General features: G+C 62.7%; 17 protein-coding genes, 2 tRNA genes, 2 rRNA genes and 1 riboswitch. Of the genes, 13 read left to right on the plus strand and 8 right to left on the minus strand.

Features of this window, described 5'->3' with window-relative positions:
* Positions 1-26: 26 nt before the first annotated feature.
* The 8 genes from ACN9MY_RS30565 to ACN9MY_RS30600 all read right to left on the minus strand — a co-directional run bounded on the left by ACN9MY_RS30565 (position 27) and on the right by ACN9MY_RS30600 (position 9,423).
* Positions 27-2,898 (minus strand): 23S ribosomal RNA (locus ACN9MY_RS30565).
* 178 nt (positions 2,899-3,076) lie between these two features.
* Positions 3,077-3,152 (minus strand) — tRNA-Ala (locus ACN9MY_RS30570).
* Between the two features lie 7 nt (positions 3,153-3,159).
* Positions 3,160-3,236, minus strand: a tRNA-Ile gene (locus tag ACN9MY_RS30575).
* A gap of 67 nt (positions 3,237-3,303) precedes the next feature.
* Positions 3,304-4,834: ribosomal RNA gene (locus tag ACN9MY_RS30580) — 16S ribosomal RNA — on the minus strand.
* Together the 16S and 23S rRNA genes with 2 tRNA genes alongside form the textbook arrangement of a ribosomal RNA operon.
* A 281-nt stretch (positions 4,835-5,115) precedes the next feature.
* A complete protein-coding gene (locus ACN9MY_RS30585; protein WP_426166133.1) occupies positions 5,116-5,841 on the minus strand; it encodes a phosphatase PAP2 family protein in 726 nt (241 codons plus the stop codon).
* Positions 5,831-7,456: a phosphoethanolamine transferase gene (locus tag ACN9MY_RS30590; RefSeq protein ID WP_426166135.1), complete on the minus strand. Its 1,626-nt coding sequence runs from the start codon at positions 7,454-7,456 to the stop codon at positions 5,831-5,833. Before ACN9MY_RS30590 ends, ACN9MY_RS30585 begins: the two co-directional genes overlap by 11 nt.
* 46 nt (positions 7,457-7,502) lie before the next feature.
* Positions 7,503-8,747, minus strand: coding sequence for a sensor histidine kinase (locus ACN9MY_RS30595; RefSeq protein WP_426166138.1), 1,245 nt, complete (start codon positions 8,745-8,747; stop codon positions 7,503-7,505).
* Positions 8,734-9,423 carry a response regulator transcription factor gene (locus ACN9MY_RS30600; RefSeq protein ID WP_426166141.1) on the minus strand — a complete coding sequence of 230 codons (690 nt, stop codon included), beginning with the start codon at positions 9,421-9,423 and terminating at the stop codon, positions 8,734-8,736. Before ACN9MY_RS30600 ends, ACN9MY_RS30595 begins: the two co-directional genes overlap by 14 nt.
* Positions 9,424-9,443: 20 nt before the next feature.
* Here ACN9MY_RS30600 and cobT point away from each other — a divergent pair, with 20 nt between their 5' ends.
* From cobT to ACN9MY_RS30665, 13 genes are all read left to right on the plus strand, one after another.
* Positions 9,444-10,478: a nicotinate-nucleotide--dimethylbenzimidazole phosphoribosyltransferase gene (cobT, locus tag ACN9MY_RS30605; protein WP_426166144.1), complete on the plus strand. Its 1,035-nt coding sequence runs from the start codon at positions 9,444-9,446 to the stop codon at positions 10,476-10,478.
* A gap of 6 nt (positions 10,479-10,484) precedes the next feature.
* Positions 10,485-11,252 (plus strand): adenosylcobinamide-GDP ribazoletransferase, encoded by a 768-nt coding sequence (locus ACN9MY_RS30610; RefSeq protein ID WP_426166147.1) that lies wholly within the window; start codon positions 10,485-10,487, stop codon positions 11,250-11,252.
* Complete coding sequence (locus ACN9MY_RS30615; protein ID WP_426336606.1) at positions 11,243-11,782, plus strand: histidine phosphatase family protein; 540 nt, start codon at positions 11,243-11,245, stop codon at positions 11,780-11,782. Before ACN9MY_RS30610 ends, ACN9MY_RS30615 begins: the two co-directional genes overlap by 10 nt.
* Positions 11,777-11,997: riboswitch (cobalamin riboswitch) on the plus strand. (Overlaps the previous gene by 6 nt.)
* Before the next feature lie 69 nt (positions 11,998-12,066).
* Positions 12,067-13,905 carry a TonB-dependent receptor domain-containing protein gene (locus ACN9MY_RS30620; protein ID WP_426336607.1) on the plus strand — a complete coding sequence of 613 codons (1,839 nt, stop codon included), beginning with the start codon at positions 12,067-12,069 and terminating at the stop codon, positions 13,903-13,905.
* Between the two features lie 19 nt (positions 13,906-13,924).
* Positions 13,925-14,947, plus strand: a complete 1,023-nt coding sequence (locus tag ACN9MY_RS30625; RefSeq protein ID WP_426336608.1) for a FecCD family ABC transporter permease — start codon at positions 13,925-13,927, stop codon at positions 14,945-14,947.
* 1 nt (position 14,948) lies between these two features.
* On the plus strand, positions 14,949-15,719 hold the full coding sequence (locus ACN9MY_RS30630; protein WP_426166158.1) for an ABC transporter ATP-binding protein: 771 nt from the start codon (positions 14,949-14,951) through the stop codon (positions 15,717-15,719).
* Positions 15,716-16,318 carry a cob(I)yrinic acid a,c-diamide adenosyltransferase gene (gene cobO, locus ACN9MY_RS30635; protein ID WP_426166161.1) on the plus strand — a complete coding sequence of 201 codons (603 nt, stop codon included), beginning with the start codon at positions 15,716-15,718 and terminating at the stop codon, positions 16,316-16,318. The genes ACN9MY_RS30630 and cobO overlap by 4 nt, the downstream gene beginning before the upstream one ends.
* The gene (locus tag ACN9MY_RS30640; RefSeq protein WP_426336609.1) at positions 16,312-17,616 is read left to right on the plus strand and encodes a cobyrinate a,c-diamide synthase; all 1,305 of its coding nucleotides are present in this window, start codon (positions 16,312-16,314) and stop codon (positions 17,614-17,616) included. The genes cobO and ACN9MY_RS30640 overlap by 7 nt, the downstream gene beginning before the upstream one ends.
* On the plus strand, positions 17,613-18,164 hold the full coding sequence (cobU, locus tag ACN9MY_RS30645) for a bifunctional adenosylcobinamide kinase/adenosylcobinamide-phosphate guanylyltransferase (RefSeq protein WP_426166165.1): 552 nt from the start codon (positions 17,613-17,615) through the stop codon (positions 18,162-18,164). Before ACN9MY_RS30640 ends, cobU begins: the two co-directional genes overlap by 4 nt.
* 2 nt (positions 18,165-18,166) lie before the next feature.
* Complete coding sequence (locus tag ACN9MY_RS30650) at positions 18,167-19,144, plus strand: CobD/CbiB family cobalamin biosynthesis protein (protein WP_426337666.1); 978 nt, start codon at positions 18,167-18,169, stop codon at positions 19,142-19,144.
* Positions 19,137-20,117 carry a threonine-phosphate decarboxylase CobD gene (gene cobD, locus ACN9MY_RS30655; protein ID WP_426336610.1) on the plus strand — a complete coding sequence of 327 codons (981 nt, stop codon included), beginning with the start codon at positions 19,137-19,139 and terminating at the stop codon, positions 20,115-20,117. Before ACN9MY_RS30650 ends, cobD begins: the two co-directional genes overlap by 8 nt.
* The gene (locus ACN9MY_RS30660; protein WP_426336611.1) at positions 20,114-20,992 is read left to right on the plus strand and encodes a cobalamin-binding protein; all 879 of its coding nucleotides are present in this window, start codon (positions 20,114-20,116) and stop codon (positions 20,990-20,992) included. Before cobD ends, ACN9MY_RS30660 begins: the two co-directional genes overlap by 4 nt.
* A complete protein-coding gene (locus ACN9MY_RS30665; protein WP_426166172.1) occupies positions 20,989-22,431 on the plus strand; it encodes a cobyric acid synthase in 1,443 nt (480 codons plus the stop codon). The genes ACN9MY_RS30660 and ACN9MY_RS30665 overlap by 4 nt, the downstream gene beginning before the upstream one ends.
* The last annotated feature ends 122 nt before the right edge of the window (positions 22,432-22,553 follow it).

A 22,553-nucleotide genomic window follows, 5' to 3' on the forward strand; every position in this document is an offset into this window, starting at 1 on the left:
AAGTGCTACATAACCGTCAAGGTTATAGGGACAAGCCGTACGGGCAATTAGTATCAGTTAGCTTAATGCATTACTGCACTTCCACACCTGACCTATCAACGTCCTGGTCTCGAACGACCCTTCAAGGAGCTCAAGGCTCCGGGAAATCTCATCTTAAGGCAAGTTTCCCGCTTAGATGCTTTCAGCGGTTATCTCTTCCGAACTTAGCTACCCGGCAATGCCACTGGCGTGACAACCGGTACACCAGAGGTTCGTCCACTCCGGTCCTCTCGTACTAGGAGCAGCCCCCTTCAAATTTCCAACGCCCACGGCAGATAGGGACCAAACTGTCTCACGACGTTTTAAACCCAGCTCACGTACCACTTTAAATGGCGAACAGCCATACCCTTGGGACCGGCTACAGCCCCAGGATGTGATGAGCCGACATCGAGGTGCCAAACTCCCCCGTCGATATGAACTCTTGGGAGGAATCAGCCTGTTATCCCCAGAGTACCTTTTATCCGTTGAGCGATGGCCCTTCCATACAGAACCACCGGATCACTATGTCCTACTTTCGTACCTGCTCGACTTGTCGGTCTCGCAGTTAAGCACGCTTATGCCATTGCACTATTAGCACGATGTCCGACCGTACCTAGCGTACCTTCGAACTCCTCCGTTACCGTTTGGGAGGAGACCGCCCCAGTCAAACTGCCTACCATGCACTGTCCCCGATCCGGATCACGGACCAAGGTTAGAACCTCAAACAAACCAGGGTGGTATTTCAAGGATGGCTCCATAGGAACTGGCGTCCCTACTTCAAAGCCTCCCACCTATCCTACACAGATTGGTTCAAAGTCCAATGCAAAGCTACAGTAAAGGTTCATGGGGTCTTTCCGTCTAGCCGCGGGTAGATTGCATCATCACAAACACTTCAACTTCGCTGAGTCTCGGGAGGAGACAGTGTGGCCATCGTTACGCCATTCGTGCAGGTCGGAACTTACCCGACAAGGAATTTCGCTACCTTAGGACCGTTATAGTTACGGCCGCCGTTTACTGGGACTTCAATCAAGAGCTTGCACCCCATCATTTAATCTTCCAGCACCGGGCAGGCGTCACACCCTATACGTCCACTTTCGTGTTTGCAGAGTGCTGTGTTTTTATTAAACAGTCGCAGCCACCAGTTTATTGCAACCTTTTCGCCCTTCCACAGTAAAGTGGTCAAGCTACCGAGGCGTACCTTATCCCGAAGTTACGGTACCAATTTGCCGAGTTCCTTCTCCCGAGTTCTCTCAAGCGCCTTAGAATACTCATCTCGCCCACCTGTGTCGGTTTGCGGTACGGTCTCGTATGACTGAAGCTTAGAGGCTTTTCTTGGAACCACTTCCGATTGCTTCGCGAGCAAGCTCGCTCGTCCCAGTCCCTTGAATTACGCGCCCGGATTTGCCTAAGCGCCTTCTATGAACCAGGAACTGCCTATTCCAACAGGCAGACAACCTTCCGCGATCCGTCCCCCCATCGCATCATACGACGGTGCAGGAATATTAACCTGCTTCCCATCAGCTACGCATCTCTGCCTCGCCTTAGGGGCCGACTCACCCTGCTCCGATGAACGTTGAACAGGAAACCTTGGGCTTACGGCGTGCGGGCTTTTCACCCGCATTATCGCTACTCATGTCAGCATTCGCACTTCTGATACCTCCAGCATCCTTTACAAGACACCTTCGCAGGCTTACAGAACGCTCTCCTACCATATCCTTGCGGATATCCGCAGCTTCGGTGACTGGCTTAGCCCCGTTACATCTTCCGCGCAGGACGACTCGATCAGTGAGCTATTACGCTTTCTTTAAATGATGGCTGCTTCTAAGCCAACATCCTGACTGTTTTAGCCTTCCCACTTCGTTTTCCACTTAGCCAATCTTTGGGACCTTAGCTGGCGGTCTGGGTTGTTTCCCTCTTGACACCGGACGTTAGCACCCGATGTCTGTCTCCCAAGCTCGCACTCAACGGTATTCGGAGTTTGCAATGGTTTGGTAAGTCGCGATGACCCCCTAGCCATAACAGTGCTCTACCCCCGTCGGTGATACTTGAGGCACTACCTAAATAGTTTTCGGAGAGAACCAGCTATTTCCAAGTTTGTTTAGCCTTTCACCCCTATCCACAGCTCATCCCCTAATTTTTCAACATTAGTGGGTTCGGTCCTCCAGTGCGTGTTACCGCACCTTCAACCTGGCCATGGATAGATCACTTGGTTTCGGGTCTACACCCAGCGACTGGCGCCCTGTTCGGACTCGATTTCTCTACGGCTCCCCTATCTGGTTAACCTCGCCACTGAATGTAAGTCGCTGACCCATTATACAAAAGGTACGCCGTCACCCCTTACGAGGCTCCGACTGTTTGTATGCACACGGTTTCAGGATCTATTTCACTCCCCTCCCGGGGTTCTTTTCGCCTTTCCCTCACGGTACTGGTTCACTATCGGTCGATTACGAGTATTTAGCCTTGGAGGATGGTCCCCCCATGTTCAGACAGGATTTCTCGTGTCCCGCCCTACTTGTCGTACGCTTAGTACCACCGCTTGGATTTCATGTACGGGGCTATCACCCGCTATGGCCAGAGTTTCCAATCTGTTCCATTATCCAAACGACTATCACGTACAGGCTCTTCCCATTTCGCTCGCCACTACTTTGGGAATCTCGGTTGATTTCTTTTCCTGCAGCTACTTAGATGTTTCAGTTCGCCGCGTTCGCTTCACACACCTATGTATTCAGTGAGTGATGACCTATAAGGCCGGGTTTCCCCATTCGGAAATCTTCGGATCAATGCTTGTTTGTCAGCTCCCCGAAGCTTATCGCAGACTTCTACGTCCTTCATCGCCTGTAATCGCCAAGGCATCCGCCATGTGCACTTATTCACTTGTCCCTATAACCTTGACGGCTACAGGTTCAAGCACTTACTACTGTGTTTGATGAGTTTTACTACTACCCTAAGTAATATCTTTCGATATCGCTTAATAAAACTTTTACTTCTTCCAGATTGTTAAAGAACGATGAACATTTAAGCGTTCAAACCTAAGCGGCTACGCTTACGTTTGAAAACTTGGTGGAGGATGACGGGATCGAACCGACGACCCCCTGCTTGCAAAGCAGGTGCTCTCCCAGCTGAGCTAATCCCCCATTGGTTTGGTAGGGCTGGTTGGGCTCGAACCAACGACCCCCGCGTTATCAACACGGTGCTCTAACCAGCTGAGCTACAGCCCCAACATTGCTGTTCTTCGTATTACAACAGTCGATAAGTGTGAACGTTTGAGTCTGATGCCGACTCTAGAAAGGAGGTGATCCAGCCGCACCTTCCGATACGGCTACCTTGTTACGACTTCACCCCAGTCACGAATCCTACCGTGGTAAGCGCCCTCCTTACGGTTAAGCTACCTACTTCTGGTAAAACCCGCTCCCATGGTGTGACGGGCGGTGTGTACAAGACCCGGGAACGTATTCACCGCGACATGCTGATCCGCGATTACTAGCGATTCCAACTTCATGTAGTCGAGTTGCAGACTACAATCCGGACTACGATACACTTTCTGGGATTAGCTCCCCCTCGCGGGTTGGCGGCCCTCTGTATGTACCATTGTATGACGTGTGAAGCCCTACCCATAAGGGCCATGAGGACTTGACGTCATCCCCACCTTCCTCCGGTTTGTCACCGGCAGTCTCATTAGAGTGCTCTTGCGTAGCAACTAATGACAAGGGTTGCGCTCGTTGCGGGACTTAACCCAACATCTCACGACACGAGCTGACGACAGCCATGCAGCACCTGTGTGCAGGTTCTCTTTCGAGCACTCCCGGATCTCTCCAGGATTCCTGCCATGTCAAGGGTAGGTAAGGTTTTTCGCGTTGCATCGAATTAATCCACATCATCCACCGCTTGTGCGGGTCCCCGTCAATTCCTTTGAGTTTTAATCTTGCGACCGTACTCCCCAGGCGGTCTACTTCACGCGTTAGCTGCGTTACTAAGTCAATTAAGACCCAACAACTAGTAGACATCGTTTAGGGCGTGGACTACCAGGGTATCTAATCCTGTTTGCTCCCCACGCTTTCGTGCATGAGCGTCAGTTTTGACCCAGGGGGCTGCCTTCGCCATCGGTGTTCCTCCACATCTCTACGCATTTCACTGCTACACGTGGAATTCTACCCCCCTCTGCCAAACTCTAGCCTCGCAGTCTCCATCGCCATTCCCAGGTTAAGCCCGGGGATTTCACGACAGACTTACGAAACCGCCTGCGCACGCTTTACGCCCAGTAATTCCGATTAACGCTTGCACCCTACGTATTACCGCGGCTGCTGGCACGTAGTTAGCCGGTGCTTATTCTTCAGGTACCGTCAGCAGCTGTGGATATTAGCCACAGCCTTTTCTTCCCTGACAAAAGAGCTTTACAACCCGAAGGCCTTCTTCACTCACGCGGCATTGCTGGATCAGGGTTGCCCCCATTGTCCAAAATTCCCCACTGCTGCCTCCCGTAGGAGTCTGGACCGTGTCTCAGTTCCAGTGTGGCTGGTCGTCCTCTCAGACCAGCTACTGATCGTTGCCTTGGTGAGCCTTTACCTCACCAACTAGCTAATCAGATATCGGCCGCTCCAGGAGCACAAGGCCTTGCGGTCCCCTGCTTTCATCCTTAGATCGTATGCGGTATTAGCGTAACTTTCGCTACGTTATCCCCCACTCTTGGGTACGTTCCGATATATTACTCACCCGTTCGCCACTCGCCGCCAGGCCGAAGCCCGCGCTGCCGTTCGACTTGCATGTGTAAAGCATGCCGCCAGCGTTCAATCTGAGCCAGGATCAAACTCTTCAGTTCAATCTCTGTTTTTCGATATTGCTATCGAGGTCACTCACTCAAAATACTGACGAAATCTCTTTCGAGATTTACGTTTATTTTGTGCGAGCGTTATAACGTATATTTTGAGCATCGAGCCCGAAGGCCCGGGCATATCGTCAAACGCCCACACTTATCGACTGTTGATTTTTAAAGATCGCTGCCTGTTTGTTCGACGAAGCGTTGTGTTCGTCAGCAGCAGAGAAGCGAGATTATGCGGTACAGCGTGCAACTCGTCAACCCCTTCTTTTTCTCGTTTCGCTTTACTGATTTGTCAGCGCTGCGTTGCGAGGGACAGAACTATAACCAAACGCCTGGTGTTTTGCAAGTAAATAGTTCGCCATCACGACTGCGCAAGCGATCCAGGCCGACCACAATGTATGCGTAAGGAAGTGGGCACCGCGCAGTTGCTGCACAAAGCCGACCCCTAATGCAAAGGCCATCGTCAAGGCGCCGACGCCAAAGGCCTTGCGCGGCTGATCCGGCCACCAGAAGGCCGACAATGCAATCAGCCACAAGGCGCTGGACGCGTGCCCGCCCGGCAGGCAGTGGCCCGCTTCGACACCGGCCGGCATCAGTTCGAGCAAGCGGATATAAGGCGCGTGGCCGCCATAGCGTTCCAGGTCCCACGGGCAGTGCGAGGTGCTGGCGCGCTTCAGCAGGCTCACCACGACCGGTACACTGATGGCCGACATGCCTAGAACCCTTACGCCCAGGCGCTGTGCAGGAACCCAATGCAGCTGCGGACGCCAGATGTCCCACAGCGCCAGCACCACGGCGCCGCCGGCCATGCATGACAGCAGGGCCTTGAGGATGACATGGTTGAATTGCTCGGTAAACCAGGTGTGCTGCAAAGGGAAGACACCACGCGCGCGGTCGTACACCAGGTCTGCCAGGCGCAAGTCAACGTCCGTGAACTGGCCGAGCAGCAGGATCAGGACGGCCGACGCTGCCAGCGCCAGCAATCCCCAGGATTTCTTAAGCATCATTGATACACGCATGGAACATGTCTAACTTGGGGTTGTAAACAGCGGTATTCACATTCAGCATGCCGAGCGTGGAATGGAATACGTTATCGTGCGAGAACGGCTGGCTGCTGCGCGCGGCCAGGCAGTTGCGGTCAAGGTGGAAGCGCTGGCTGAAACCGTCCGACAGCCACAGCATCATCGGCACCTTGCGCTGTTCCTCCGGCGAAAAGATGTACGGAGCACCATGCAGGTACATATTCTTCTCACCCAGCGATTCGCCATGGTCGGAGAAATACAGCATGGAAGCCGGTACCCCCGACTCTTTCAGCACCTTGATGGTCTTGTCGAGGAAGTAATCGGTGTACAGGATGGTGTTGTCGTAGGCTGCCGTGATTTGTTCGCGTGTGCACTGCTCCAGTTCATTGGTCTGGCATACCGGGCCGAACTTCTTGAATTCGGGCGGGTAGCGCTTCCAGTACGCAGGGCCATGGCTACCCTTCTGGTGCAGCACGATGACCAGGTCCCTCCTGGCGTCGCGGATCAGCTCCGGCAGTCCTTCGAGCAGGTGTTCGTCGTAGCACTCTTCGGAATTGCACAGCGCATTGCCGGCGACAGGCTTGGACATGTCTTCAAAGCGCACACGGTCGCACACTCCCTTGCAACCGGAATTATTGTCGCGCCAGATCACCTCGAGCCCGGCGTGCTGCAGCACGTCCAGCAGGCCTTCCTTGCTGCGCGCCTTGTCTTCCGAATAATCCTCGCGCGTGAGGTCGGAAAACACACAGGGGACCGAGACCGCCGTGGCAGTACCGCACGAGCTCACATTCGTGAAGTTGACCAGCGACTGCACTTGCGCCAGGCGCGGGTTGGTTTCGCGCCCATAGCCGTTCAAGGAAAAATTCATGGCGCGCGCAGTCTCGCCGACCACGATGATGGTCACCGTACGCTGGCTGGTGCCCGCCGCGGCCCACAAGCTGCCTCTGGCGGCATCCGTGCCGAGGGGCGCAATCACGGTCGCCGTCGCCCATTTGCGTTTGAGGTAGCTGTTCGTAGCCTGGAACACATTGGTAGGCGTCAACATGAAGCGCAGTTCGCGGTGTTCGCGAATGGCCGGCGCCAGGGTTTTGAACAGCACGATCAACAAGCCGGCAGCAAGCAGCAGCGAACCGGCCACCAGCCCAGTATTGACCAGCACCTCGCGACGCAGGGAACCATAGCGCACCGGCAGCCGCCAGATCAGCCACGACGGGATCACGCCCAGCAGCAGCACCGATTGCACCAGTTTCCAGCTAAACAGCTCGCCGGCCTCGCGCACATCGGTTTCCACCACGTTCTGCACCATGGAGGCATCGACCACGATGCCGTACTGGGACATGAAATAGGCCGTCAATGAGGACAGCAGCAATAGCGCGATCACAACAGGCTTGAACAGGCCGCGGAAATTCACCAGCGCCAGCACCCCGTTGAACACCAGCACCAGCAGCAGCGCGGATCCAAGATAGACCAGCAGGTTGGCGAGCTGGAACCCGCCCGTAGCCGACACGAAGCCCTTCCAGAAGCTGATGTTATAGATCAGGACCAGGAAGGAAGCTGTGGCAAGGGGAAGAAAGGCGGAATGAATGCGAGGAAATTTCATCCTCGCACGATAGCTTGCAGTAGGTAAAGGCTACGTCAAGGCGGCGTTAAGATTGCGTTAAATCAGCTGGGAAGCCGATGGAGAAACGGGTACCGCCGCCCTCGCGTTGCTGGACATGCAACTCGGCGCCAAGATACACACAGATGCGCTGCACCAGCCCCAGGCCGAGGCCGGTGCCGGACGAGGCGCCATCGCCTTCCGGGCCCGATTCGCCGCGCAGGCGCGCCAGCGCTGCCGCAGGCAGGCCTGGCCCGGTGTCTTCCACCACGATCGAACGCTGCTCCAGGCGCAGCACGACTTCGCCCCGCTCCGTGTAGGCGCATGCGTTGCGCAGCAGGTTTCCGATCGCGGCCTGCAGCAGCTCGCGCGAGCCGTGGACGGTGAAGTCGGCTCCATCCAGATAGCGCAAGGTGACCGGCTTGCCGGCCACCAGGGGCTGGCAACGCGTGGCTTCGTATTCCGCCAGCTCGGCAACCGACTGCGGCGGCGCTTCCAGGCCTTGCGGCGAACGGGCCAGGCGAAGCAGCACGCTGGCCACGTCGCTGGCTTCGCGCGCGGCGCGGTAGATCCGTTCGGCCGGCGCTTGCAAGCCAGGCTCGCCCTCGGTACGCGCGATCAGCACTTCCGCCGCGCCGCTGATCACGGTCAGGGGCGTGCGCAATTCGTGGCTTACGTCCCCGGTGAAGAAGCGTTCACGGTCAAGGAATTGCTTGAGCTCTCCGGTGCGGCCGGCAAAGGCGCGCGCCAGCACGCCCAGTTCGTCGTTGCGCTCAAGGCAGGGCAATTCTTCCTGGCGCTGTTCGACCGCCTGCGAGAGCAGCGTCATCGGCGTGACAATACGGTTGGCGAGGAAGCGCGCCAGCACCAGCGAACAGATGACAAAAGTGAGGAAGCCTGCAGCGAACATCGAATAGACCACGATCTCGATCGTTTCATATTCGCTATCGTGATCCACCACGACGAATTCCCCATGGCCATCGTTCCCGGCCAGCACGTGCAGGTCGGTTCCATCGACTGTGATCTCGCGCACGCCATGCGGCAGCCCGCGCAGCGAGCGCGGGATGTCGGCGCCGTGGTGGAAGGTCAGGCCGGCCGGCATCTGCACCGGCATGCCGCCGGTATGGCGCGGGGCGGCCCATAACGCCACTTCTTCCAGGCGCTCGTCGACCAGTTTTTCCTCGATGCCTTCCACTGCCAGGGCGGCAATAACGGCAAACACGGCGGAGACTGCGACCGCGAAGGTCATGTAGGCGCCGACGATGCGTCGGCGCAGCGAATCAGTTTTCTTCATCTGCGTTCACCAGCTTGTAGCCGATGCCCGGGATCGTGCGCAGCATGGCAAAAGGATAAGGTTTGTCCAGCGCCTGGCGCAGCGCATGGATGTGGGTGCGCAACGCGTCGCTGTCGGGACGCTCGTCGCCCCACACCTCATGTTCCAGCGCATCCCGCGTAACGACGCGCGGTGCTTCCTTCATCAGGCTTTTGAGGATGGTATAGCCGGTGCGGGTCAGCCCCAACGGGCGTCCGGCGCGGCGCACCTCGTAATTGACAGTATCGAAAGTCAGGTCGCCGAACTGCAGCACCGGCGCCGCTGCCTGCACGCCGCGGGCGCGCCGCACCAGGGCGCGCAGCCGGATTTCCAGCTCCACCAGTGAAAAAGGCTTGACCAGGTAGTCGTCGGCGCCGCTCTCGAAGCCTGCGACCTTGTCTTCCAGCGTGTCGCGCGCGGTCAGCATCAACACCGGCGTGGCCTTTCCAAGCTCGCCGCGCAGCTTGCGACACAGCTCCATGCCGTTCAGGCCGGGCAACATCACGTCCAGCACCACGGCGTCGTATTCATGCTCGGTTGCCAGCGCCAGCCCACCGTAGCCATTGGCTGCCGTATCCAGTACGTAGCCCTTGGGCTCAAGGAAGCCGTACAGGTTGGCGACAATATCCTTATTGTCTTCAATGATAAGTATGCGCATACGGGCATTATAATTCCGCGATGACCATCCCACACATCACCCCACTCAAAGACGAAGCGCTCGCGGCCCGGCTGGATAGCGCCATCAACAACAAGACCAAGCCACTGGGCAGCCTGGGAGCGCTGGAGGCGCTGGCACACAAGGTCGGCATGATCCAGCAGACCACCAGCCCGCAGCTGCGCGAGCCTGCCATCCTGGTGTTCGCGGGCGACCATGGGGTGGTGGCGGAAGGGATTTCCGCCTTCCCGCAGGATGTGACCTGGCAGATGGTGGAGAACTTCCTTGCCGGCGGCGCCGCCATCAATGTCTTCGCGCGCCAGAACGGCTGCGCGCTGAAAGTGGTGGATGCGGGCGTCAAGCATGATTTCGGGACGCGCGAAGGCCTGGTTAACCGCAAGATCGCCCCAGGTACCGCCAATTTTGCGCAACAGCCGGCCATGTCGGTGCAGCAGTGCATGGAGGCGATCGAGTGCGGCATGGACCTGGTGGCCGAGCTGCCGGGCAATGTGCTGGGCTTCGGCGAAATGGGGATCGGCAATACCACCTCCGCCGCCGCGCTGATGCATCGCCTGACCGGCACTCCGGTCGCCGATTGCGTTGGTGCCGGCACCGGCCTGGCGCCGGAAGGCGTGCTGCACAAGCAGCACGTGATCGAAGCCGCCATGGCCCTGCACGCCGATGCGCAGGGCGGGCTGCAGGCGCTGGCTGCTTTCGGCGGCCTGGAAATTGCGATGATGGTCGGCGCCATGCTGAAGGCAGCCGAACGGCGCATGGTGCTGCTGGTTGACGGCTTTATCGTCACCAGCGCCCTGCTGGTCGCGTCGCGCGTGCAGCCGGCGGTGCTGGATTACTGCGTGTTCTCGCATTGCTCCGACGAGAATGGCCACAAGCGCATGCTGGACTTCCTTGGCGGCCGCCCGCTGCTGAACCTCGGTTTGCGCCTGGGCGAAGGCACAGGCGCCGCGCTGGCCGTGCCGCTGCTGCATGCCGCCGTCAACTTCCTGAACCAGATGGCGACTTTCGAGTCGGCCCAGGTCAGCGAGAAGTCCGAGTAAGCGCCCATGCAGCAGTTGCGCCTGTTCTTCATCGCACTGCAATTCTTCACGCGCCTGCCTATTCCTCGCTGGGTCGGTTTCGAGCCGGCCTGGCTGCACCATGCCTCGCGCTACTTCCCTGCCGTGGGACTGGTGGTGGCGGCGATTGCGGGCGGAGTGTACGCGGCGGCGGCGCTGGTGCTGCCGCCGCTGCTTGCCGTGCTGCTTTCCACGGCCGCCGGCATCTATGCCACCGGAGCCTTCCACGAGGACGGTTTTGCCGATAGCTGCGATGGCCTGGGCGGCGGTCACACGCGCGAGCGCGTGCTGGAGATCATGAAGGATTCGCGCATCGGCGCGTATGGAGCCATCGGCATCGGCCTGATGCTGGCAACCAAGGTGGCGGCGCTGGCCAGCATGCCGAAGCTGGCGGTGCTTGGTGCCCTGCTGGCGGCCCATCCGCTGTCGCGCCTCATGGCCTGTTCGCTGATCTGGCGCATGGAGTATGCGCGCGCGGAGGGCAAGGCCAAGCCGCTGGCGCAGGAAATGCGCGGCGGCGAGTTCGCCATCGCGACGCTGACGGCCGCGCTGCCCGCGGCGGGCGCGCTGGTCGTGGGCTGGCTGCCGCCGGCTGCATTGGGCGCCGGCCTGGCCGGCATGCTGCTGGCGACGCTCTGGCTGGCGCGCAAGTTCCGGCAACGCCTGGGCGGCTATACTGGCGACTGCCTTGGCGCTGTCCAGCAATTGACCGAAGCCGTGTTCTACGTCGCGGCACTGGCCTGCATGTGGAACTGATCCTCGTCCGCCATCCGCAGCCCGATGTCGCGCCCGGCCTGTGCTACGGCAGCAGCGACATTCCGGCAGCAGCGGACGCCCTGGCCGCCGGCCACGCCGCCCTGGCGCCGCAACTGGCCAGCGCCCTCACCCGCGGCTACCGCCTGTACTCCAGCCCCCTGCGGCGCTGCACGGCCCTGGCCTCCCTGCTGGGCGCCTTCACGTCCGACCCGCGCCTGGTGGAAATGGATTTCGGCGCCTGGGAGCTGTGCAGCTGGCCCGACGTCGCGCGCGCCGAGGTCGATGCCTGGGCCGCCGACCTGCTCGATTACCGCCCTGGCGGCGGAGAAACCGTGCGCGAGGTGGCGCGCCGCGTGCAGTCCTTCCTCGATGAGTTGCAGCACGACGCCATTGTCGTCTGCCACGCCGGCACCATGCGCCTGATGGCGGCCATCGCCGCCGGTGAGCCCTTGCAGCAGGCGGCCGCCAGGCCAAACCACATCAAGTATTGCGGGATCCTTCGCTTGTCCTGGCCAGCCAAGTCCGTATAATGGCGGGGTTTTGGTGCCCGCAATCGAATTCTCGAATGCAGTTAAACGGGAAACACGGCGCTGTCCCTGACAGCCAACGTGTGCTGCCCCCGCAACGGTAAGCAAGTGCCGCCTTCAATGTGCGGCAGCGACCTCCCGGCCACTGTGCGCAAGCATGGGAAGGCCAGGCCGCCAGACTTGCCAGCCCGGATACCGGCCAGACCAGGTGGGAACGCGCCCTGCGCCCGTTCCTGTTCATGCCGGCTTACGGGGACGTGGGCCGGCGGCTCGTTACGAAAGTTGTCATGTCCTTTCCCCTTACCCGGCAAGCGGCCATCGCGTCGCTGGCACTGGCCGTTGCCGCACCTGCCGTCGAAGCACAAACCCAGGCTGCCGTACTGAATTCCGTGCTGATCACCGCCACCCGCACGCCGCAAGCAGCACGCGACATCATCAGCGACACGCTCAGCATCGGCCCAGAGGAAATCGCGCGCAGCGGCGCCGGCTCCATCACCGAACTGCTGCAGCGCCAGCGCGGCATCGAAGTGAGCCGCAACGGCGGACCGGGCACCAATGCCAGCGTGTTCCTGCGCGGCTCCAACGGCAACCAGGTCATCGTCCTGATCGACGGCGTACGCATCGGCTCCGCCAGCAGCGGCGCGGCCGCCTGGAATGCCATTCCGCTGTCCGCCGTCGACCATATCGAAGTCGTGTACGGCCCGTTGAGCACCCTGTACGGCGCCGATGCCATCGGCGGCGTGGTGCAGATCTTCACGAAGAATGGCCAGGGCAGCCCGGCGATCGATGCCGGCGTATTGGCAGGCACTTACGGCACCCGATCCGGCACCGCAGGCATTGCCGGCAGCGCCGGCGCCTTCAACTATGCCCTCAGCGCGGGCAAGGAACGCTCCGGCGGCTTCTCCGCCACGCTGCCGGCCAGCTCCAGCTACAACAGCGATGACGACGGCTACGACCGCAAGCACGCCAACGGCCAACTGGCCTGGCAGGTCGCGCCCGGCCACGAGCTGGGCGTGCAGTTCCTGCATAGCGACCAGGAAGCGGATTACGATAGCGGCACCAAGGTGCGCGCCTGGAGCACGCAGAAGCTCGACACCGCCGCGCTTTACTCGCGCAACCGCCTGAGCGACGCCTGGCAGATGACGACGCAAGCCGCGCAATCGCGCGACAAGTCCGGCAGCTTTGCCGCCACCGCCAGCCAGATCGATACCAAGCAGACCCAGTTCAGTTGGCAGAACGATATCGCGCTGGGCACCGACAGCCTGCAGCTGCTGGCCGAACACCGCAAGGAAGAAATCGAATCCAACACCGCCGCCCTGGTGCGTGAGCGCAGCACCACTTCCTGGGCCGCCAGCTACAACATGAAGCGCGGCGACCACCTGCTGGCCGCCGCCGCCCGCAACGACGACAGCTCGCAGTATGGTTCGAAGAGTACCGGCTCGCTGGGCTACGGCTACCGCATCACGCCGGGCCTGCGCGTCAACGCCAGCTACGGCACCAGCTTCCGCGCGCCGACGTTCAATGAGCTGTACTACCCCGGCTACGGCCTGCCGGCCAATCGCCCGGAAGAAGGCCGCAACCGCGAAATAGGCGTCCACTTCGAACAGGGCGGCACAGCGCTGGGCGCCGTGGCATACCGCAACAAGCTGACCGACCTGCTGGTGAACATCGCCCCTTGTCCGCTGCCCGGCTTCCGCCTTGGCTGCGCCTACAACGTCAACCAGGCCACGCTGGAAGGCATCTCCCTGTCGGCACGCCAGCAGCTGGGCAGCAATTTCACGCTGTCCGCGAGCGCCGACCTGCAGAACCCGCAGGACGACATCAGCGGCAAGCTGCTGGTGCGCCGCGCCAAGCGCCACGGCAACCTAGCGCTGGAATATACTGCGGGCAGCCTGAGTACCGGCGCCGAGTGGCAGCTTTCCGGCTACCGTTTCGACGATACGGCCAACCGCAACCGCCTGGGCGGCTACGGCTTGCTGAACCTGTATGCGGCCTGGGAATTCGACCGTTCCTGGACTGCCACCCTGCGCTGGAACAACGTGGCCGGCAAACACTATGAACTGGCGCGCAATTACGCCACCGCCGGTTCCACCGTGTATGCCGGCCTGCGCTTCAGCTACAAATAAATGAGATAAGCTGCCCGCTATGCATCCACTTTCCGCCAACCTGCGCATGCGCGCCGTCACCGTCATCATCCTGCTGGTGCTGTTATCGCTGGCCAGCCTGGTTGCCGCCGGCATGATCGGTTCGGTCAGCATCCCGCTGGCCGACATGCCTGGCGCGCTGCGGGAGTTCATCAGCGGGCAACCGACCTCATTGCCTGGCCACTTGCTGGGCCTGCGCGCCGAACGCGCGGCGACGGCGTTTGTCACCGGCGCTTCCTTGTCGCTGGCCGGCGTGATGATGCAGGCCTTGCTGCGCAATCCGCTGGCCGACCCTTATGTGCTGGGCATTTCGTCCGGCGCATCGGTTGGCGCACTGGCGGCATTGCTGTTCATGTGCGCGGCGTGGATGGTGGATGCCGCCTCCTTCGCCGGCGCGGTCGTGGTATCGATGATGCTGTACTTCCTGGCGCGGCGCGACCTGCGCGGCGGCACCGCCGCGGAAGGCGGCACTGCCCTGCTGCTATTGACCGGGGTGATCCTGTCTTCGGGCTGCATCGCCCTGGTCACCCTGATGCTGTCGATTGCGCCGGAAAGCCGCCTGCGCACCATGGTTTTCTGGCTGATCGGCGACCTGTCCGGTTCCCCGATCCGCTGGCTGCCGTGGATTGTGCTGGCCGGCGGGATGGCGTTCGCCCTGCGCGCTGCACGTTCGCTGAACGTGATGGCGCTGCATGCGGAAGCGGCAGCCACCCTGGGCATCCGCGTGAGCGCGCTGCGCAAGGGCCTGTTCTTCTGTTCCGGCCTGCTGACCGCCAGTGCTGTAACAACGGCGGGCAGCATCGGCTTCGTCGGCCTGATCGTGCCGCACGCTTGCCGGTTCGCCTTCGGCCCCGACCATCGCCTGCTGGTGCCAAGCGCCGCGCTGGTCGGCGGCGCCTACCTGGTGCTGGCCGATACTGTGGCGCGTACCATCATCGCGCCGCAGCAACTGCCTGCGGGCGTGGTCACTGCGCTGGTGGGCACGCCGGTCTTCCTGTACCAACTGCACCGGCTGAGGAAATAAGATGATCGGCACCCATCAACTACGCCTTGCCATGGGCAAGCGCACCCTGGTCGACAGGCTGGACTGGCAGGTCGGCGACGGCGAATGCTGGAGCGTGATCGGCCGCAACGGCGCCGGCAAGAGCACCTTGCTGCGCACCCTGGCCGGACTGCGCCAGCCGGAAGCCGGCCATGTCAGTATCGACCGCCGCGCACTTGGCGAATGGCCGCTGCAGGAACTGGCGCTCAAGCGCGCCTTCCTGGCGCAGGCCCGCAGCGATGCCTTCTCGTACTCCGTGATCGAAACCGTGCTGTCGGCGCGCCATCCCTACCACGACAACCGGTATTGGGAAAACAGCGACGACCACCAGGCCGCCATTGCCGCCCTGGCCGCAATGGAAGTCGACCACCTGGCGGCACGCGACGTGCGCACGCTGTCCGGCGGTGAGCGCCAGCGCGTGGCCATCGCCGCCATGCTGGCGCAGGATACGCCGCTGCTGCTGCTCGACGAACCGGCCAACGCGCTGGACCTTGCGCACCAGGTCAGCGTGATGTCGCTGCTGTCCAGGCTTTGCCGGGAGCAGCGCAAGACCGTGGTGATGGTTGGCCATGACCTGACGCTGGCGCACAGCGTCTCTTCCCACGCACTGCTGCTGATGGGCGACGGGCGCTGGCTGGCGGGCCCGGTCGAGGAAGTGATGCAGCCCGCTGTCCTCAGCGAATACCTCGACCATCCAATCGAAACCGTCCGCCACGGCGAACGCACCATCTTCATTCCCGGGAGCCCCCAATGAGCGATATCAACGACCGCCACCGCGACCGCATGGCGCGCAAGAAGGCCATTATCGACGCCAAGATCGCGGCAGCCGACAAGAACATCGGCGTCCTGATCGTCAACACCGGCAATGGCAAGGGCAAGAGCTCGAGCGGCTTCGGCATGGCGATGCGTGCCATGGGGCACGGCATGAAAGTGGGCGTGGTGCAGTTCATCAAGGGCGCCATGTCGACCGGCGAAGAACAGTTCCTGCGCCGTTTCCCTGAAGAGTGCAGCTTCCACGCCATGGGCGAAGGCTATACCTGGGAAACGCAGAACCGCGAGCGCGATATTGAAAAGGCGCAGCAGGCCTGGCAGCAGGCGCGCGCCTTCCTGCGCGATCCATCCTACGGCATGGTGGTGCTGGATGAACTGAACATCGCCCTGAAGTACCGCTACCTGGACGTGCACGACGTGATTGCCGACCTGCTGGATCGTCCGGAGATGCAGCATGCGGTGGTTACCGGCCGCGCCGCGCCGCAGGAACTGATCGACGTCGCGGATACCGTCACTGAAATGACCGTGGTCAAGCACGCGTTCAAGGCCGGCATCGCAGCGCAGCCGGGCACGGAATGGTAGCCCGCGCCGTCCTCATTGCAGCCGCCGCATCCGGCCAGGGCAAGACCACTGTCACGGCAGCGCTGGCGCGCAAGCTGGCGAGCGCCGGGCGCCGCGTGCGGGTCTTCAAGTGCGGACCGGATTTCATCGACCCGATGGTGCTGGCGCGCGCTTGCGGCTCGCCGGTCGAATCGCTCGACCTGTGGATGGTGGGCGCTGAACGCTGCCGCGCCCTGCTGGCCGAGGCGGCGGAGCAGGCCGATGCGATCCTGGTCGAAGGTGTAATGGGCCTTTACGATGGCACGCCTTCCGCCGCCGACCTGTCGCGCGAATTCGGCTTGCCGGTATTGGCCGTGATCGATGCCGGGGCCATGGCGCAAACAGCCGGGGCGTTGGTGCACGGCTTGCGCGATTATGGGCCGGTGGCCATGGCTGGCGTGGTGGCGAACCGCATCGCCAGCGCCGGACACGCGGCCATGGTCGCGGCCTCCCTGCGCGACATCCCACTGCTGGGCACCCTGCCCAAGCAGGCCGCATCGCTGCCCGAGCGGCATCTGGGTCTTGTATTGCCGGACGAAGTCGCCGGCCTCGATGCATTGCTCGACACGCTGGCCGGCCAGCTGACGCTCGATCTCGCAGCCTGGGACGCCTTGCCAATCATGTCGATTGCGGCTGGCGCAGACGCTGCTGCCGGCAACGGCGCGCCAGGACGGCCTCTTGAAGGCTCCCGCATTGCCATCGCACGCGACGCGGCCTTCATGTTCCTCTACCCGGCCAACCTGTCGACGCTGGAAGCACTCGGCGCGCAGCTCGACTACTTTTCGCCGCTGGCCGACGAGCCGGTGCCGCGCGAAGCCACGGCCGTTTACCTGCCTGGCGGCTATCCCGAACTGCACGCCGCAGCGCTCTCCACCGGACAGCGCTGGCAGGCATCGCTGCGCGCCGCGCATGCCGACGGCCTGCCCATCGTCGCCGAGTGTGGCGGCATGATGGCGCTCGCGGACTCGCTGCAGGACAAGGAAGGCAAGGAGTGGCCGATGGCCGGCCTGTTGCTCGGCAAGGTCGCCATGCAGGCCCGCCTTGCCGGCCTGGGAGCGCAAGCGATGCCTACCGCGCAGGGCCCGCTGCGCGGCCATACCTTCCATTACTCGCGTCTGGAGACCTCGGTGCCCGCCGCCGCGACGACGCAAAAGCATCCAAGCGGCGCCGCGGGCGAAGCCGTTTACCGCGTGGGTTCGCTGCAAGCGTCCTACTTCCACGGCTATTTCCCGTCCAACCCCGCCGCGGTGGCGGCCTTGTTCTTGCGGAGCGCTGCATGACACGCACACTGGTCTTTGGCGGCGCCCGTTCCGGCAAGAGCGTCCACGCCGAGCAGCTTGCGGCGGCTTCCGGCAAGGAGGTGGTCTACATCGCCACAGCCGCAGCGGGCGATGCCGAAATGTCGGCCCGTATCGCCCAACATCGCGCGCAGCGGCCCCAACACTGGCGCACCGTCGAAGAGCCAGTCGCGCTTGCAGCCGCCCTGGCCGAATGGCGGGCGGCGCACCGCCTGGTGCTGGTCGATTGCCTGACGTTGTGGCTGTCCAATCTGATGTTCAGCGACGGCACGCAATACCCGGAAGTCGGCACGATCGAGCTTCCGGCGTGCTTCCACGAACAGCGCGCGGCCCTGCTCGGCGAGCTGGCGGTCGAGCGCGGCGAGGTCGTGCTGGTGTCGAATGAAGTCGGCATGGGCATCGTGCCCTGGGGCGCCGTCTCGCGCAGCTATGCCGACGAAGCCGGCCGCCTGAACCAGTCGGTTGCCGCCGTCTGCGACCGGGTCGTCTTTGTCGCGGCGGGCCTGCCGCTGATGCTGAAAGGCGCCTGATGCTGCTGGCTGGCCTGGACTGGACCACATTCGCTGCCGCACTGCTGGCTGGCGTGCTGCTCGACGCCATCCTCGGCGAAGTCTCGCGCCTGCATCCGCTGGTCGGCTTCGCCCGCCTGGCCAACGCAATCGAAGCGCGCCTGAACCGTTCCAGCGCCGCCGCCCCGGCTGCACCCGTTGCCCGCTTCGCACTCGGCGCACTTGCCTGGGCGCTCGCCGTAGTGCCTCTCACCATGCTGGCAGCATGGACCTTCGCACAGCCGCTGCCCGCCGCAGCACAGGCGGCCCTGCACGCCACCCTGCTGTACTTCTGCCTTGGCCTGCGCAGCCTGCGCGACCACATGATCCCGATCGGCCGGGCCCTGCAATCCAAGGACCTGCCGGCCGCCCGCGCCCTGACCGCCCGCATCGTCAGCCGCGACACCGAACAGGCCACCGTTTCCGAACTCGCCAAGGCCGCCACCGAATCAACGCTGGAGAACGGCAATGACGCCGTCTTCGGCACCCTGTTCTGGTTCGCCATCGCCGGCGGGCCCGGCGCCCTGCTGTTCCGCCTCGCAAACACGCTCGACGCCATGTGGGGCTATCGCACTGAACGTTTCAACCTGTTCGGCCGCAGCGCGGCCCGCATCGACGATGCGCTCAACTATCTGCCGGCGCGCCTGACCGCCATGAGCTACGCCCTGCTGGCGCCCGGCGCCGGAAGCACGCGCCGCGCATTGGCCTGCTGGCGCAAGCAGGCTCCCGCCTGGAGCAGTCCCAACGCGGGGCCGGTCATGTCTACTGGAGCCGGCGCGCTCGGCCTGCAACTGGGCGGGGCAGCAAGCTATGGCGGCCAGACCGAACAGCGCCCGCCGCTCGGCGAGGGCGCCGAAGCGTCTGCCGCCGACATTACGCGCGCCTGGCGCCTGGTGCGCAACGCAAGCGGGCTATGGATTGCCGTCATGCTCGCCATCGCCTATGGAGTACATCATGCTTGAACACGGCGGCAAGCTGCGCGAAGCAGCGCAACGCTACGGCCGCAACGACTGGCTGGACTTGTCGACCGGCCTGAATCCGGGCGGCTATCCAGCGCCAGCCTTGGCCTCCGACGCCTGGCATCGACTGCCCGAGAACGATCCGGCCCTGCTGCAAGCCGCACAATGCTACTACCGCGCACCGCGCATGCTGGCAGTCGCGGGAACACAGGCGGCAATCCAGGCCCTGCCCCGCCTGCGCGCGCCATCGCGCGTGGTGATCGCCAGCCCAAGCTATGCCGAGCACCTGCATCATTGGTCGCAGCATGGCCACCGCACCAGCCCAGTTCCTTACAGCGAACTTGACGCCGCCGTGGCCACGGCCGACGTTGTGGTGGTCTGCAACCCGAACAACCCTACCGGCGCCTTCGTACCGCGCGCAACCCTGCTCCGGTGGGCGGAAGCGCTGGCAACTCGCGGCGGCTGGCTGGTCGTCGACGAGGCCTTCGCCGACACCGATGGCGCCCACAGCCTTGCCGACGCCACGCAGGCCGCTGGCCTGGTTGTGCTACGCTCCGTCGGCAAGTTCTTCGGCCTGGCAGGCTTGCGCCTCGGCTTCGTCGCGGCGCGCGACGACATCCTCGCGCCGCTGGCCGACATGCTCGGCCCCTGGGCAGTAAGCGGACCGGCGCAGCAAGTCGCGCGCGCCGCGCTGGAGGACAGCGCATGGCAGGGCGCCGCGCAGGAAAAGCTGCACGCTGCCGGCACCCGGCTGCGCGCGCTGCTGGCCAGCCACGGCATCGCCAGCAACGGCACCTCGCTGTTCCAATGGTGGCCTGAACCGCTTGCCGAAGAATTCCACGACCACATGGCGCGCCGCGGCATCTGGGTACGCCTGTTCCGCGAAGCGGCGCGCGGCATCCGCCTCGGCCTGCCGTCCGACGAGGCAGGCTGGCAGCGCCTTGAACTGGCATTGAACGAATGGACGAACCGATGAAAAGTTACCTGCTGATCTCCGCACTGTGCGCCGCCCAACTGCAGGCGCACGCCGCCATCACCGTCAACGACGATGACGGCAAGCCGGTCACCCTGCAAAAGCCGGCGCAGCGCGTCGTCGCACTGGCGCCGCACGTCACGGAACTGCTATTCGCAGCCGGCGGCGCCGAAAAAATCGTGGGTGCGGTCAGCTACAGCGACTATCCCGAAGCCGCCAAGCAGATTCCCCGCGTCGGCGACAATCGCCAGGTCGACATGGAGCGCCTGCTGGCGATGAAGCCGGACCTGCTGGTGGTCTGGCGCCACGGCACCTCCGAGCGCCAGATCGACCAGCTGCGCCAGCTCGGCATCCCGATGTTCCACAGCGAGCCGAAAAAACTGGACCAGATCGCCGACAACCTGGAAAAGATGGGCAGGCTGCTTGGCACCGAGCCCGCCGCCAACGCGGCAGCGAAGGAACTGCGCCAGAAGCTGGCTGCCCTGCGCGCGCAATATGCGGCGCGTCCGCCGGTGCGCACCTTCTACCAGGTATGGGACAAGCCGCTCTACACACTGAACGGCGAACACATCGTCAGCGACGCACTGAAAGCATGCGGCGGCCAGAACATCTTCGCCGACCAGAAGGTCACGGCGCCGGTAGTCAGCGTGGAGGCCGTGCTGCAAGCCGATCCCGAAGCAGTCTTCGCCACGGCGGAAAAGGACTATGGCGGGGTCGGCCTGTGGCGCCCTTACAAGACGCTCAAGGCGACCAGGCAGGACAACCTGTTCACGATCGACGGCAGCCTGCTCAATCGCGCCGGTCCGCGCATGATCGCCGGCACCGCAGTGCTGTGCGAAAAGCTGGATGAAGCGCGCAAGCACCGTCCTGCAAAATGAGCTTCCCTTACCGTACCCTGATGGTCCAGGGCACCACGTCCGACGCCGGCAAGAGCACCATTGTCGCGGCCCTGTGCCGCCTGCTGAAACAGCGCGGCGTGCGCGTCGCGCCCTTCAAGCCGCAGAACATGGCGCTCAATAGCGCGGTCACCGTCGACGGCGGCGAAATCGGACGCGCCCAGGCGCTGCAGGCGATTGCCGCCGGCATTCCGTCGCACACCGACATGAATCCCGTGCTGCTCAAGCCAAGCAGCGATATCGGCGCCCAGGTCATCATCCACGGCAAGGTGCGCGGCGACATGAATGCGCGCGACTACCACCAGTACAAGACCGTCGCCATGGCGGCCGTCCTGGAATCCCACCAGCGGTTGTCGGCACAGTATGAGACCGTGGTGGTGGAAGGCGCCGGCAGCCCGGCGGAAATCAACCTGCGCGACCGCGATATCGCCAACATGGGCTTCGCGGAAGCCGTCGACTGCCCCGTCATCCTGTGCGCCGACATCGACCGCGGCGGCGTGTTCGCCCACATTGTGGGCACCCTGTCCTGCCTGTCGGAGAGCGAACGCCGTCGCATCATCGGCTTCGTCATCAACCGCTTCCGCGGCGACATCAAGCTGCTGGAGCCCGGCCTGGACTGGCTGGAACAACAAACCGGCAAGCCGGTGCTGGCAGTGCTGCCCTACCTGCATGGCCTGTACCTGGATGCCGAAGACGCGGTGCAGGCCGTGCAGGCCGAGCGCGGCGCCTTCCGCGTGGTGGTGCCAAGCCTGCCGCGCATGAGCAACCATACCGACTTCGATGCGCTGCGCGCCCACCCCGGCGTCGACCTGCGCTTTGTACGCAAGGGCGAAGCAATCCCGCCTGCCGACCTGCTCATCCTCCCGGGAAGCAAGAACACGCGCGACGACCTGGCCGCGCTGAAGGAAGGCGGCTGGCCGCAGGCGATCGCACGCCACCTGCGCTATGGCGGCAAGGTGATCGGCATTTGCGGCGGCTTCCAGATGCTGGGCACCCAGGTGGACGATCCGCACGGCGTGGAAGGCCGGGCCGGCAGCGAGACCGGCCTGGGCTTGCTGGACATGCGAACGGAGCTCACGCGCCACAAACGCCTGGCGCAAGTCTCCGGCCAATGCGCCTTCAACGCTGCGCCGGTCAGCGGCTACGAGATCCACATGGGCGTGTCGCACGGCCCCGCACTGGCGCAACCAGCCTTCTTTATCGACGGCCGGCCGGAAGGCGCCGTCTCGTCCGACGCCCAGGTGCTCGGCACCTACCTGCACGGGCTGTTCGACCACCCGCAAGCCGGCCGCGCCTTGCTGCACTGGGCCGGCCTGGCAACGCAACACACCGTCGATACCAACGCCTTGCGCGAAGCTAGCCTGGATCGGCTGGCTGCCGCCTGCGAACCGCTGCTGGAAGCGCTGCTCAAGACGGCGTAGGAATTGCTTTATTTGCAAACACTTGCAAGATTGGCTAACATCGTCCTGTTGAGTAACCGGATTTCAAGTCAAGGCCCGCACTACAGTGAAGCTGATTCGGAAAAGCAGCCTGGTTCGCAGGC

The sequence above is a fragment of the Pseudoduganella sp. R-31 genome (genome assembly GCF_049913235.1).
Taxonomy (GTDB): domain Bacteria; phylum Pseudomonadota; class Gammaproteobacteria; order Burkholderiales; family Burkholderiaceae_D; genus Rugamonas.